Source organism: Burkholderia semiarida, from assembly GCF_029268935.1.
GTDB lineage: Bacteria > Pseudomonadota > Gammaproteobacteria > Burkholderiales > Burkholderiaceae > Burkholderia > Burkholderia semiarida.
Genome location: NZ_JAHLCL010000008.1, coordinates 1,728,770 through 1,741,342, shown reverse-complemented (window position 1 = coordinate 1,741,342; position 12,573 = coordinate 1,728,770). Strand labels below are relative to the sequence as shown.

At 69.9% G+C, this 12,573-nt stretch carries 13 protein-coding genes; 10 read left to right on the top strand and 3 right to left on the bottom strand.

Annotation, left to right across the window (positions count from 1 at the left end):
* The first annotated feature begins 3 nt into the window (after window positions 1–3).
* From KPB06_RS31035 to KPB06_RS31015, 5 genes are all read left to right on the top strand, one after another.
* The gene (locus tag KPB06_RS31035; RefSeq protein ID WP_059584579.1) at window positions 4–429 is read left to right on the top strand and encodes a GNAT family N-acetyltransferase; all 426 of its coding nucleotides are present in this window, start codon (window positions 4–6) and stop codon (window positions 427–429) included.
* 202 nt (window positions 430–631) lie between these two features.
* Window positions 632–2,299: an ankyrin repeat domain-containing protein gene (locus KPB06_RS31030; RefSeq protein ID WP_059584581.1), complete on the top strand. Its 1,668-nt coding sequence runs from the start codon at window positions 632–634 to the stop codon at window positions 2,297–2,299.
* Window positions 2,300–2,443: 144 nt separating this feature from the next.
* The gene (locus KPB06_RS31025) at window positions 2,444–3,304 is read left to right on the top strand and encodes an isocitrate lyase/PEP mutase family protein (protein WP_059584582.1); all 861 of its coding nucleotides are present in this window, start codon (window positions 2,444–2,446) and stop codon (window positions 3,302–3,304) included.
* Between the two features lie 343 nt (window positions 3,305–3,647).
* A complete protein-coding gene (locus KPB06_RS31020; RefSeq protein ID WP_059584584.1) occupies window positions 3,648–3,914 on the top strand; it encodes a YodC family protein in 267 nt (88 codons plus the stop codon).
* A 115-nt stretch (window positions 3,915–4,029) separates the two neighbouring features.
* Window positions 4,030–5,190 (top strand): cytochrome P450, encoded by a 1,161-nt coding sequence (locus tag KPB06_RS31015; RefSeq protein ID WP_060012008.1) that lies wholly within the window; start codon window positions 4,030–4,032, stop codon window positions 5,188–5,190.
* A 30-nt stretch (window positions 5,191–5,220) separates the two neighbouring features.
* On the opposite strand, the gene KPB06_RS31010 is transcribed toward KPB06_RS31015, so the two are convergent.
* Window positions 5,221–5,547: a superinfection immunity protein gene (locus tag KPB06_RS31010; protein ID WP_006480800.1), complete on the bottom strand. Its 327-nt coding sequence runs from the start codon at window positions 5,545–5,547 to the stop codon at window positions 5,221–5,223.
* Between the two features lie 90 nt (window positions 5,548–5,637).
* On the bottom strand, window positions 5,638–6,057 hold the full coding sequence (locus KPB06_RS31005; protein WP_060012006.1) for a rhodanese-like domain-containing protein: 420 nt from the start codon (window positions 6,055–6,057) through the stop codon (window positions 5,638–5,640).
* Between the two features lie 113 nt (window positions 6,058–6,170).
* Here KPB06_RS31005 and ftrA point away from each other — a divergent pair, with 113 nt between their 5' ends.
* The 5 genes from ftrA to KPB06_RS30980 all read left to right on the top strand — a co-directional run bounded on the left by ftrA (window position 6,171) and on the right by KPB06_RS30980 (window position 11,539).
* Window positions 6,171–7,133, top strand: a complete 963-nt coding sequence (gene ftrA, locus KPB06_RS31000; protein WP_059584588.1) for a transcriptional regulator FtrA — start codon at window positions 6,171–6,173, stop codon at window positions 7,131–7,133.
* A 269-nt stretch (window positions 7,134–7,402) separates the two neighbouring features.
* The gene (locus KPB06_RS30995; protein WP_059639823.1) at window positions 7,403–8,857 is read left to right on the top strand and encodes a M20 family metallopeptidase; all 1,455 of its coding nucleotides are present in this window, start codon (window positions 7,403–7,405) and stop codon (window positions 8,855–8,857) included.
* 60 nt (window positions 8,858–8,917) lie between these two features.
* Window positions 8,918–10,027 (top strand): malate/lactate/ureidoglycolate dehydrogenase, encoded by a 1,110-nt coding sequence (locus KPB06_RS30990; protein ID WP_060012004.1) that lies wholly within the window; start codon window positions 8,918–8,920, stop codon window positions 10,025–10,027.
* Complete coding sequence (locus tag KPB06_RS30985) at window positions 10,024–10,659, top strand: TfoX/Sxy family protein (protein ID WP_275905742.1); 636 nt, start codon at window positions 10,024–10,026, stop codon at window positions 10,657–10,659. Before KPB06_RS30990 ends, KPB06_RS30985 begins: the two co-directional genes overlap by 4 nt.
* 301 nt (window positions 10,660–10,960) lie before the next feature.
* Window positions 10,961–11,539 carry an NnrU family protein gene (locus KPB06_RS30980; protein WP_104012604.1) on the top strand — a complete coding sequence of 193 codons (579 nt, stop codon included), beginning with the start codon at window positions 10,961–10,963 and terminating at the stop codon, window positions 11,537–11,539.
* 280 nt (window positions 11,540–11,819) lie between these two features.
* On the opposite strand, the gene KPB06_RS30975 is transcribed toward KPB06_RS30980, so the two are convergent.
* Window positions 11,820–12,557 carry a sulfite exporter TauE/SafE family protein gene (locus tag KPB06_RS30975; RefSeq protein WP_059584597.1) on the bottom strand — a complete coding sequence of 246 codons (738 nt, stop codon included), beginning with the start codon at window positions 12,555–12,557 and terminating at the stop codon, window positions 11,820–11,822.
* Between the last annotated feature and the right edge of the window lie 16 nt (window positions 12,558–12,573).

The window sequence follows — 12,573 nt, the reverse complement described above, 5'->3', positions numbered from 1 at the left end:
TCGATGACGTTGACCTATGCAGTGACCGACGCGGGCGACGCGGACGTGCGCAAGCAGATCGTCGCGCCGCTCATTCGCTTCAACGAAAGCCAGGCCGGCCCGGTCGACTTCCGGCCGCTGGCCGTGATCGCGACCGACGCGGCCGGCGCGGTGGTCGGCGGCCTGTGGGGCGGCACGGCGTTCGGCTGGCTGCATGTCGACCTGCTCGTGGTGCCCGAGGCCGCGCGCGGGCAGGGCGCCGGCACGCGCATCATGGATCTGGCCGAACAGGAGGCCGTCGCGCGCGGCTGTCACAGCGCATGGCTCGACACGTTCGACTTCCAGGCGCGGCCGTTCTACGAGAAGCGCGGCTATGTCCGCTTCGGCGAGCTGCCAGATTATCCGGTCGGGCACACGCGCATCTTCCTGACGAAGAAACTCGCGGGCTGAACGGCGTCGCTGCTGCGCGCATGCGCGATGCCGCGCGATTGACGATGCCGACGGCCGTCGCCTACGATACCGGGCAGCGATGCAGGTCGCTTCCGGGTCCGCGGAAAGGGTTCAACCCACCTGTCGCGGCAAACCCGGTCTTTCCCCATCCTTCGTGCTGGCGGTATTGCGGACCTTCGGCCATCCATGCACAAGGATCCGCATGAAAAAGCTGCCTCCCGACGCCCATCCCGATCATCTGAAAAAGCAGGCCAAGGCGTTGTTGCGCCTGTACCGGCAGGGCGATGCCGATGCCGTCGCACGCTTCGTCGCATTCCTGCCCGCCGCCGCGAACCGCACGCATGACGAAACGCTCGCGCTGGGGCTTCGTCTGCACGACGCGCAGTCGTGCATCGCGCGCGAGTACGGTTTTGCGTCTTGGGCCGATCTCGGCGCGTTCGTCGACACGCATGCGCTCGCGCGGCAAGCGCGGTCGCTGCTGATGCGGCGCTGGCTCGACCACGCGTACGGCGCGGAGGTGACCGGCGGCGTCGACGCGGCCCGGCCGCGCGTGGCCGCGCAATTGCTGCTCGACCATCCCGATCTCGTGTCGGCGGACCCGGCGATCGCATGCGCGGCCGGCGATCTCGCCGCGGTGAAGGCGGCGCTGGCCGCCGATCCCGGCTGGATCGCGCGCGCCGGCGGTGTGCTGAAGCTGCCGCCGCTCGTCGCCGTCACGCATTCGCGGCTCGGGCAGCTTCCCGAATTCGCGGCCAGGTTGCGTGCGTGCGCGAGCCATCTGCTCGACGCGGGCGCCGATCCGAACCAGCGGATCGGCAACCGGTATCCGCCGGCCTCGCTCGCCGAGCCCGACGAGTCGGCGCCGCTGTCGGCGCTGTATGGCGCCGCCGGCGTCAATCGCGATCCCGCGCTCACCGCGATGCTGCTGGAAGCCGGCGCCGATCCGAACGACGGCGAATCGCTGTATCACTCGGTGGAGAACCCGGCATGCACGCGCCTGCTGCTCGAGCACGGCGCCCGGGTGGGCGGGACCAATGCGTTGCGGCGCGCGCTCGACATGCCGGACGCGGCCGCGCTCGAGTTGCTGCTCGCGCATGGCGGCGACCCGAACGAGCCGGCCGGCGAAGGGCCGACGAAGACGTGGGGCGCGCCGTTGCTGCGCGCGATCGCCGTGCGTTGCCCGGCGCGCCACGTCGCCGCGCTGCTGGCGGCCGGCGCCGATCCCGGCGCGCGGACCGCCGCGGGCGTCAGCGCGTATCGGCTCGCGATGCAGACCGGGTTGTCCGAGGTCGCGGCGCTGTTGCGCGCGGCCGGCGCGCAGGAGGCGCTCGATGCGCAAGACGCGTTCATGGCGGCCTGCGCGCGCGCCGATGCCGACGACGCACGGCGTATTCAGGCGAAGCATCCCGAATTGCCCGGCGCGCTGTCCGACGACCGGCTGCGGCTGCTGCCCGACGCCGCCGCATGGGGTTCGCGCGACGCGGTGAAGGCGATGGTCGAACTCGGTTGGCCGATCGCCGCGCGAGGCGGCGACTGGGACGCGAGCGCGCTGAATCACGCGGTGTTCCGCGGCGATGCCGAACTGCTGGCGTTCCTGCTCGCGCACGGCGCAAGCTGGCGCGAGATGCACGGATTCGGCAGCGACGCGCTCGGTACGCTGTCCTGGGCGTCCGTCAACGAACCGGAGGGCGTCGGCGATCCCGACTGGGAAGCGTGCGCGCGCGTGCTGATCGCGCACGGCGTGCCGCAAGCGGTACGCGATCCGTCGAATCCGGAGGGCGTGCTGATCGACGGTCGCGCGATGCGGTTCTCCGAGGCCGTCACCGACGTGTTGCTCGGCATCGGCGGCGGACCGCCCGCATCGACGTGAACCGACGTGGGCGGCCCGGCGTAGTGGCGGGCCGCTTCGACGCCAGCGTCTTTCCTGTTGCGCGACGACATTTCGGCGAAAGCTGAAACGTCGCGTGCACGACCGGCGTAAGCTCATCCGTCAACACCTTCCCGGGAGTTCGCGATGACCCGTTCCGACCTGCAAGCCCGCCACGCCGAAGCTTTCCGTGCGCTGCACACGCGCCCCGGCGCGTTCATCATCCCGAACCCGTGGGATGCCGGCACCGCGCGCCTGCTCGCGATGGCCGGCTTCGAGGCGCTCGCCACGACGAGCGCCGGCTACGCGTTTTCGAAAGGGCGCCCCGACAACGCGATCGAGCGCGACGCGATGCTCGCTCATATCGCCGAGCTCGTCGCCGCGGGCGGCTTGCCGGTGAGCGCCGATCTGGAGAACGGCTTCGGCGACGCGCCCGACACGGTGGCCGAAACGATCCGGCTGGCGGCCGAGGCGGGCGCGGTCGGCGGCTCGATCGAGGACGCGACCGGCCGCGCCGATACGCCGATTTATGCGCGCGACGCGTCGGTCGAGCGCATCGCGGCGGCCGTCGACGCGGCGCGCGCGCTGCCGTTTCCGTTCACGCTGACCGCCCGCTGCGAAAATTACCTGCACGGCCGCCGCGACCTCGACGACACGATCGCACGGCTCGTCGCCTATCGCGACGCCGGCGCGGACGTGCTCTATGCGCCCGGCATCACGGATCCCGACGAAATCGCGGCCGTGACGCGGGCGGTCGGCGCGCCCGTCAATGTCGTCATGGGTCTGCAGGGCGGGTTGCTGAGCCTCGACGCGCTGGCGGCGCTCGGCGTGAAGCGTGTCAGCGTCGGCGGCGCGCTGGCGCGGGCCGCGTTCGGTGCGTTCCTGCGCGCGGCGACGGAGATGCGGCGCGACGGCACGTTCACCTTCAGCCGGGCAGCCGTGCCGGGGCGCGATATCAACCGCTGGTTTGCGGCGCCGGATAATTCGCCGATTTTGTTCGATGAATGAGCCCCAATAAAATCCGGAATCGCTTCCACTTAAGCATTGGTTGACGATAATCAATCGGTTTCGCGTCCGCATTAATCGCCGACGCTGACGCGAAAATCGTCGTTTATTCTCCGCATTCCGCTCCGATCGGCTGCCGCCGGCGCGCAAACCGCGCCGGATATGAGGCTTGGCGGGCCTTCATACGCGACGATACCGCGCATTGTTGCAGGTTCCAGTTCAGAACGTTTCAGTGCGTGGGAGTTGCGGGATGATTTTTTGATTGATAATCTGCGGCACGTTCCAATGATCGGCGAGTGCCTGCCGGAATATCAATATATTGAATATATAAAAAGCTGAGAGAGCGATGACGATCCGAGAAAATCACCGCGTCGGATTTCGCGTGGGCGATGTCGTGACGCTGAAAACGGGCGGGCCGCGCATGACCGTCACGTATGCCGGGCCGGTCGTGTTCGACGACGGCGACTGGCTGATCTGCCAGTGGTTCGACGAAAGCGGCGAGTTCCGGCAGGAAATGTTCCATCACGACACGGTGGTGCCCGAGCCGCGCGCAATTTCGGCCGGACGGGTCCGGCTGCGCATGCAGTCGCTCCGCTCGCGGTCGGCGGCCTGACGCCGGCCGGCCGCCGCGATGCCGCGACGTGTCACGCGTGGCGCGCGGCGCCCGTGCGACGACATTTCACGCCATCCCGAAACATGCGGCGGCGCGCGGCGCCGATACTGAGCGCATGAACCCGACCGATCCTGTTGCCGCGGTCACGCACCGCGATCCCTATCCCTATTACGCAGCGCTCGTCGACGGGCCGCCGCTCGCGTTCGACGCGACGCTCGGCCTGTGGGTCGCGAGCCGCGCGGCCGCCGTGACGGCCGTGCTCGGCCATCCGGCCTGCCGCGTGCGGCCGCTGGACGCGCCGGTGCCGCCCGCGTTGCGCGGCACGACGGCCGGCGCGCTGTTCGGCGAACTGGTGCGCATGAACGACGGCCCGTCGCGACACGACGTACCGAAGCAGGCGTTGCGCGCGGCGTTCGCGCCGATCGATACGGATGCGCTGCGCGATCGCGCCGACGTGCTTGCCGCGCGGCGGTTGCCGGCGCCCGGCGATGTCGATGCGCTGAACGCGTGGTGCATGACGGTGCCCGTGTGCGCGGTTGCCGATCTGCTCGGCTTCGACGAAACGCAGCTCGACGACATTGCTGCTCGGGTCGTCGAGTTCGTCGCCGCGCTGTCGCCGCTGTCGGATGCCGCGGCGCTGGCGCGCGCGAGCGACGCGGCGCGGCACCTGCTCGACCGGATGACGGAACGCGTCGCGCGGTCGCATGCGCACGACCGCACGCTGGTCGCCGCGGTACAGCAGGCGGCCCGTGCGTCGGGCTGGCACGCGAGCGGCGCGCTCGTCGCGAATCTCGTCGGGTTGCTGTCGCAGACGTGCGAGGCGACGGCCGCATGGCTCGGCAATGCACTCGTGGCATGGAACGGCGAAGCGGGCACGGTGCCGGATGCCGCCGCGCTCGACGCATTCGTCGCCGAAGTCGGGCGTTTCGATGCGCCGGTGCAGAACACGCGCCGCTTCGTCGCGGCGCGCACGACGATCGAAGGCGTGCGCGTCGAAGCCGGCGATGCCATCCTCGTCGTGCTTGCCGCGGCGAACCGCGATCCGGCCGTGCATCGCGATCCGCACCGGCTGATGCCGGGCCGCGTGTCGGGTCCGAATTTTGGTTTCGGCACGGGGCCGCATGGGTGTCCGGGCGAGCGGATCGCACGGGCGGTGACGGCGGGGGCGTTCGCGGCGCGGCTGCGCGCGGGCGGCTGGCCGCCGCGCGACGCGCTGAAGTGGGATTACCGCGCGTCGACCAACGTCAGGATGCCGAAGTTCGACGCGATACGGTGAAGCGGGGAAGAGCGGCTTGACGGCAGGGGCTTAACGGCAGCCTTGCTTTTCCGCCCATTGCTCCTGCGCGGCGACGCGGCGCTGCACGCGTTCGACGAGGCCGGTCGAGAAGGTCCGCATGCTGACGCCGCGGCGCTTCGCGAGGATCGTCTGCGCGACGTCGGTGCGCGGGTTCGGCTGGCATGCCCAGTACAGCGTCATCAGCCAGCCGATGCCCGTCCATGCGAACAGTGCGTTGAACATCGCGATCGTCAGCTTGTCGTGCCGGCCGCGCCGGTCGGCAATGACGGCCGGCAGGAAATAGAGCGCGATCGCCGCGACTGAACCGGCCACTTGAATCAGGACTGCATCATGCATGGTGCTGCTCCGTCCGAACTGCAATGAGGCTGATTGTCGCGCTTTTTCCGTTCGTGTGCAGGCAATTGATTGTTGCGCTTTTAGTGACGATCAGGCGGCTTCGGCGTCCGCCGGCTGGACGTCGTTGCTCAGCGTGAAACCTTCGTCGAGCCAGCCCGTCACGCCGCCGATCATCAGCTTGACCGGGCGGCCCAGGCGCGCGAGCCGGACCGCCGCGCGCGCGGCGCCGTTGCAGTGCGGCCCCGCGCAGTAGACGACGAACAGCGTGTCGGCCGGGTAACCGGCGAGCTTGCCTTCGATGATCTTGCGGTGCGGCAGGTTGCGCGCGCCGGGCACGTGGCCGGCGGCGAACAGATCGGGGCCGCGCACGTCGAGCAGCACGAAATCGGGCGTGCCGGACGCGAGGGCATCGTGTACGTCCCAGCAGTCGGTCTCGAAGCGCAGCGATGCCTCGAAATGCGCGAGGGCGGCCGGGCTGTCGGCGGCCGGGATGTCGGTGACGTGGGACATGGTCGGGCTCTCCTTGTTGAGCGGCACGGAACGCGCCGCAATGAAGGGCAGTATCGCGGTTCGGCCGGTTTCGCGGCAGTGGCGCGATCGACAAGTTCCGGTAACATCGCGCCATGCACAATCATCTCGTCGTCGCGCTCGCCTACGATCGCCTCTGCACGTTCGAATTCGGCTGCGTGGTCGAACTGTTCGCGCTCGAGCGCCCGGAACTCGGCGTCGACTGGTATCGCTTCGCGGTGTGCGCGAGCGAGCCGGGGCCCGTGCGCGCGGCAGGCGGCATTACCGTTGCCGCGCCCTACCGGCTCGCGATGCTCGATCGCGCGGACACCATCGTGATTCCCGGCTGGCGCGATCCGGACGAACGCCCGCCCGAGCCGTTGCTGAAGAAGCTGCGGGCCGCGCACCGGCGCGGCGCGCGGCTCTGCTCGATCTGTTCGGGCGTGTTCGTGCTGGCGGCGGCCGGCGTGCTCGACGGCCTGACCGTGACGACTCACTGGCGGTATGCGGAACGTCTGCAGGCGCGTTATCCGGCGCTGCGCGTGAATCCGGATGCGCTGTACGTCGACGAAGGGCGGATCGTCACGTCGGCCGGCTCGGCGGCGGGGCTGGACATGCTGCTGCATCTCGTGCGCCGCGATCATGGCGGCGCGATCGCGAACCGCGTCGCGCAGCGCCTCGTGCTGCCGCCGCATCGCGACGGCGGGCAGGCGCAGTTCGTGCCGCGTCCGGTCGCACCGGGCGGCACCGACCGGCTCGCGAAGCTGATCGACTGGATGCGCGCGCATGCGGCCGAGCCGCACACGCTCGCATCGCTCGCCGCGCAGGCCGCGATGAGCACGCGCACGCTGCAGCGGCAGTTCGCGGATGCGACGGGGATGTCGCCGCTCGCGTGGCTGATCCGCGAACGCGTGAACGTCGCGAAGGACATGCTCGAAGCGCAGCCCGCGTTGTCGCTCGCGCAGATCGCGGCGCGCGCGGGGTTCGGTTCCGAGGAATCGCTGCGCCGGCATTTCCGGCGCGTCGCGGCGACGAGCCCGGCCGCGTACCGGCGCGGGATGGATCGCGGCGGCACGTAGCGCGCGCCGGGCAGGGCCGCGCGTGCGCGACGATGAAAAGCGCGACTCATGTGGCGGCGGCCGCTCATTCCGAACAACGATGCCGTCCCGCACGCGAAGAAGGATGCGGGTGAACCGACGCGGCGCCTGTGGCGCGACGCGCTCGCCTGCGCGGCCGGGCTGCGCGACGCGTTGCCGAACGCGGTCCGAACAGCCGGGAAGGGGGCGCCGGCGGGGGAGCATCGGCGTATGATCTGGGTTTTCGTCAGCCCGATCCAGGCACCCCCACCATGACATCCGTCGACACTACCCGCGTCCTCGACCATGACAAGCTCGTGACCTTCATCGAGCGCAAGTGGAACGATGAAATCCTCCACGCGCTGACCGACTACATCGCGATTCCCGCGAAGAGCCCCGCATTCGACCCCGACTGGGCGAAGCGGGGCTATCTCGAGCGCGTCGTCACCGACGCCGCGCAGTGGGCCGAACGGCAGCCGGTGAAGGGCCTGAAGCTCGAAATCGTCCGTCTGCCGGGCCGCACGCCGGTGATCTTCTTCGAGTCGCCGGCCACGCGCTCGGGCAGCACCGATACGATCCTGCTGTACGGCCACCTCGACAAGCAGCCCGAATTCGACGGCTGGCGCGCGGACCTCGGCCCGTGGACGCCGAAGTTCGAGAACGGCAAGCTGTACGGCCGCGGCGGCGCGGACGACGGCTACGCGATCTACGCGAGCCTCGCGGCGCTCGGCGCGCTCGACGAGCAGGGCATCGAGCGGCCGCGCTGCGTGGGCCTGATCGAGACCTGCGAAGAGTCGGGCAGCTACGACCTGCTGCCGTACGTCGACGCGTTGCGCGACCGGCTCGGCCAGGTATCGCTCGTCGTGTGCCTCGATTCGGGCGCCGGCAACTACGACCAGATGTGGCTCACCACGTCGCTGCGCGGCCTCGTGTCCGGCGACCTGCAGGTCGAGGTACTCGAAGAAGGCATTCATTCGGGCGTCTATGGCGGCATCGCGCCGTCGAGCTTCCGTGTGATGCGCCAGTTGTTCGAACGCCTCGAGGACGCGAAGAACGGCAACCTGCTGCCGGGCGCGTTCCATTGCGAGATTCCGGCCAGCCGCGTGCGCGAAGCCGAGGCCGCCGCCGCGATTCTCGGCGACACGGTGTGGAAGGGGCTGCCGTGGGCGTGCGGCCAGGACGGCAAGCCCGTGCTGCCGACCACGACCGATCCGCGCGAGGCGCTGCTGAATTCGACGTGGCGTCCGTCGCTGTCGGTCACCGGCGCGGCCGGCATGCCGGCGCTCGCCGATGCGGGCAACGTGCTGCGTCCGCGCACCGCGTTCAAGCTGTCGCTGCGGCTGCCGCCGCTCGTCGACGCCGCGCAGGCCGTACAGCAACTGAAGGCGTTGCTCGAACTCGATCCGCCGTACAACGCGAAGGTCACGTTCAAGCCGGACGCGGGCGCCGCGACCGGCTGGAGCGCGCCGGATCTCGCGCCGTGGCTCGCGTCGTCGCTCGACGCCGCGTCGCGCCGCCACTTCGGCGCCGACTGCGCGTACATGGGCCTCGGCGGCACGATTCCGCTGATGAACGTGCTGCAGGAAGGCTTCCCCGCGGCGCAGTTCATGGTGTGCGGCGTGCTCGGGCCGAAGTCGAACGCGCACGGTCCGAATGAGTTCCTGCACGTGCCGTACGCGAAGAAGCTGACGGCGGCGGTGGCCGACGTGATCGCGACCGCACGCTGATCGTCGCAGCGTTCGACGTATCGATTGCCCGAGCCGAACCGACTGGATGGAGTGTTGCCGATGACCGCACTGCCGACGCCCGATACCGAACCGCTGCGCATGCGCGCCGAACCGCTGCATGCATTCGTCGCGGCACTTTGGGAACGGGCCGGCAGCCACCCGCGCGAGGCGACGCTCGTCGCCGATCATCTGGTGGGCGCGAATCTCGCCGGACACGATTCGCACGGGATCGGGATGATCCCGAATTACGTCGCGTCGTGGCGGGAAGGGCAGTTGCAACTGAACGGGCACGCGTCGATCGTCCGCGACGGCGGCGCGGTGCTGACGATCGACGGCGGGCGCGGCTTCGGCCAGGTGATCGCGTTCGAGGCGATGGTCGAAGGGATCGAGCGCGCGCGACGCATGGGCATCTGCGCGATCGGGCTGCGCGACGTTCACCACCTGGGCCGCATCGGGCATTGGGCCGAACAGTGCGCGCGCGCGGGGCTCGTGTCGTTCCATTTCGTCAACGTGCCGGGCGACCTGCTGGTCGCGCCGCTGCACGGCACCGATCCGCGTTTCGGCACGAACCCGTTCTGCGCCGCGTATCCGCGAGCGGGCAAGCCGCCGCTGCTGCTCGATTTCGCGACGAGCGCGATCGCGTACGGCAAGACGCGCGTCGCCTACAACCAGGGCAAGCGCGTGCCGGCCGGGTCGCTGATCGACCATCGCGGCCAGCCGACCGACGATCCGGCCGTGATGCACGAGCAGCCGTTCGGCGCGCTGCTGCCGTTCGGGCTGCACAAGGGCTATGCGCTCGCGGCGATGTGCGAGATCTTCGGCGGTGCGCTGGTGGGCGGGCATACGACGTACGGCGATACGCTGCAGAAGACGAGTGCGATCGTCAACGGGATGCTGTCGGTGCTGATCGATCCGAACGCGTTCGACGCGGCCGATGCCGAACGCGAAGCCGATGCATTCGTTGCATGGGCGAAGGCGTCGCCGCAGGCCGGCGATACGCCGGTGCGGATGCCTGGAGAACCTGAAGAAGCGAGCCGCGCCGCGCGCGGCACGGCCGGCATTCCGGTCGACCGCGCGACGTGGCGGCAGATTCGCGAGAGCGCGGCGGCCGTGGGTGTCGACGCGGCGGAGTTCGATGCGTGGACGCGGCGCTGCGAGGTGTCCGCATGAGCTGGCAGGCGGAGAAGGCGCACGGTGAGGAAATCGCGTATCGGCTTGCGCCGCTCGGCACGGTCACCGTTGCACGGTTCTTCAGCGGTGCGGCGTTGCGGCTCGACGGCGTGATGTTCGGCTTCCTGTCGCGCGGGTCGCTGTTCCTGCGTGTGGACGACGTGAACCGGCCGGCGTTCGTCGCGGCGGGGATGGGGCCGTTCTCGTATGCGCGGCCCACGCGCACCGTCGCACTCGAGGGCTATTACGAAACGCCGGCCGACGTGCTCGAGGATGCGGGCGCGCTGTTCGACTGGTGCCGCGGCGCGTATCGCGCGGCGCTGCTGGCCGGGCCGCCGAAGCGCAAGGCGAGGGCGGCGTCGAAGACGGTAGCCGGGGCGGGGCCGAAGGCCGCGCCGAAAGCTGCTGCGAAGGCTGCGTCGAAACCGGCAACGAAACCGGCAACGAAACCGGCAACGAAACCGGCAACGAAACCGGCAACGAAACCGGCAACGAAACCCGCGTCGGCACAGAAAACGAAGCCGGCGGCGAAATCCGCATCGAAACCGGTGTCGGCGCAGAAAGCGAAACCGGCATCGAAATCATCGCCCGCGCCGGCACCGAAACCTGCGGCGAAGCGCAAGCAGGCGTAGTACCGGTTACGAGAAGCGACGGCGTCGCGATTTTCGCGTTCCTGAATTTCAGGTATGCCCGTCGCGGCCCACCCGCACGCTGCGCGTGCCGACTCGCCCGCACGATCCGGCGCACGAATGCATCGAGCTTGACGCACCGCACGTCCTGCATGCTTCACAACGGCCGCCCCGGCGTTTATGATCGGCGCGGGTTGCGCCCGTGCCTGGCGACCCGCACCGGCCTCGCCGCCGGCCCCGCGAACGGCGCACCGTACGCCGCGCGGAACGCTTCCCCACTCACCATCCCAGACGGAGACAGCCGATGCTCGTCCTGATTCTCGGTTTAGCGATCTTCCTCGGTGTGCACTCGATCCGGATCGTCGCCGACGGCTGGCGGTCCGCGACGATCGAGCGGATCGGCGAGAAGGCCTGGAAGGGCGGTTACGCGATCGCGTCGATCGTCGGTTTCGCGCTGATCATCTGGGGGTACGGGATCGCCCGGGCGGGCGCGACGCTGCTGTGGGTGTCGCCGGTCGGCGTGCGCCACCTGACGGGCATGCTGACCGCGGTCGCGTTCGTGCTGATCGCCGCGTCGTACGTGCCGCGCAACCGGATCAAGACGCTCGTCGGCCATCCGATGCTGGCCGGCGTGATGGTCTGGGCGGTGGCGCACCTGCTGGTGAACGGCACCGTGCACGCAGTCGTGCTGTTCGGCGCGTTCTTCGTGTGGTCGATCGTCGATTTCGTCGTGTCGCGTGCGCGGGATCGCCGCGACGGTGTCCGCTATCCGGCCGGCGGGCTGGCCGGCGACGTCGCGGCCGTTGCGGCCGGACTCGTCGCCTGGGCCGTGTTCGCGCGGTTCCTGCACGGCCCGCTGATCGGCGTGCGGCCGTTCGGCTGAACGGAGTGCGAACGCCGGTCGGCCTTGCGCCGGCCTGCGATGCTTCACGCCGGCGGCCGGCCCGAACGACGGCTGCCTTCGCCGCAAGCAATGCGCCGCGACGTTCGCGCGCGCCGTCAGGACCGCGAACCGACACGGGACGCGCGAATCCGGGTTGAACGCCTACGACTCCGGCACGGCGACAAGCCCTGGCAGCGCGACCCGGTTCGGCACCGGATCGCGAAAGACGTGTTGCGGTTTGCGCGTCGCGTGCCGCGATCGCGGCGGCAACGGGCGTGCGTCAGATCGGTTTGACGAACAACCCGACGGTCAGCAGCGCGCCGATGCAGACGATCGCGATGCGCAGCACGCGTTCGTTCACGCGATGCAGCGCCCACGCGCCGAGCAGGCCGCCGACGATCGCGCCCGCACCGAGCGCGATCGCCGCCCGCCAGTGCAGTTCGGGCGACGTCACGAACAGCACGACGGCCGATGCGTTCATCACGCCCGCGAGCGCATTCTTCGTCGACATCGCGTGGCGCGGCGGCAGGCCGGCCATCGTCAGCGCGGCCATCATCAGGAACCCGATGCCGCCGCCGAAGTAGCCGCCGTAGACCGCGATCAGGAACTGCGAGACCCCGGCCGCGACGGGGCCGAGATGTTGCGCGCCCGCGCCCGGTTTGCGGAAGAAACTGCCCCACGCGAACACGACCGTCGCGAACAGCACGAGCCACGGCACCAGGTGCGAGAAGATCGACGACGGCGTCTTGAGCAGCAGCAGGCCGCCGAGCGCGCCGCCGGCCACGCTGATCGCGAACAGTGCGCGAAACGGCAGCCTGCCGACGCCGCTCACCATGTTCCGGCTCGCCCAGCCCGTCGTGACCTGGCCGGGAAACAGCGCGACCGTCGACGTGATGTTGGCCGCGAGCGGTGACATCCCCGACACGATCAGCGCGGGCAGCGTGATGAACGAGCCGCCGCCCGCGAGGGCGTTCTGGAGGCCGGCCCAGAGGCCGGCGAGGATGATGAGGGCAAGCATCGGTTGCGGGAACGGG

Excerpts from the sequence above, each read along its gene's own strand:
- KPB06_RS31005 (WP_060012006.1), bottom strand. The coding sequence starts at position 6,057 with ATGTCCCACGTCACCGACATCCCGGCCGCCGACAGCCCGGCCGCCCTC.
- KPB06_RS30995 (WP_059639823.1), top strand. The coding sequence starts at position 7,403 with ATGACATCCGTCGACACTACCCGCGTCCTCGACCATGACAAGCTCGTG.
- KPB06_RS31015 (WP_060012008.1), top strand. The coding sequence starts at position 4,030 with ATGAACCCGACCGATCCTGTTGCCGCGGTCACGCACCGCGATCCCTAT.
- KPB06_RS30975 (WP_059584597.1), bottom strand. The coding sequence starts at position 12,557 with ATGCTTGCCCTCATCATCCTCGCCGGCCTCTGGGCCGGCCTCCAGAAC.
- KPB06_RS30985 (WP_275905742.1), top strand. The coding sequence starts at position 10,024 with ATGAGCTGGCAGGCGGAGAAGGCGCACGGTGAGGAAATCGCGTATCGG.
- KPB06_RS30990 (WP_060012004.1), top strand. The coding sequence starts at position 8,918 with ATGACCGCACTGCCGACGCCCGATACCGAACCGCTGCGCATGCGCGCC.
- KPB06_RS30980 (WP_104012604.1), top strand. The coding sequence starts at position 10,961 with ATGCTCGTCCTGATTCTCGGTTTAGCGATCTTCCTCGGTGTGCACTCG.
- ftrA (WP_059584588.1), top strand. The coding sequence starts at position 6,171 with ATGCACAATCATCTCGTCGTCGCGCTCGCCTACGATCGCCTCTGCACG.
- KPB06_RS31025 (WP_059584582.1), top strand. The coding sequence starts at position 2,444 with ATGACCCGTTCCGACCTGCAAGCCCGCCACGCCGAAGCTTTCCGTGCG.
- KPB06_RS31020 (WP_059584584.1), top strand. The coding sequence starts at position 3,648 with ATGACGATCCGAGAAAATCACCGCGTCGGATTTCGCGTGGGCGATGTC.
- KPB06_RS31035 (WP_059584579.1), top strand. The coding sequence starts at position 4 with ATGACGTTGACCTATGCAGTGACCGACGCGGGCGACGCGGACGTGCGC.
- KPB06_RS31010 (WP_006480800.1), bottom strand. The coding sequence starts at position 5,547 with ATGCATGATGCAGTCCTGATTCAAGTGGCCGGTTCAGTCGCGGCGATC.
- KPB06_RS31030 (WP_059584581.1), top strand. The coding sequence starts at position 632 with ATGAAAAAGCTGCCTCCCGACGCCCATCCCGATCATCTGAAAAAGCAG.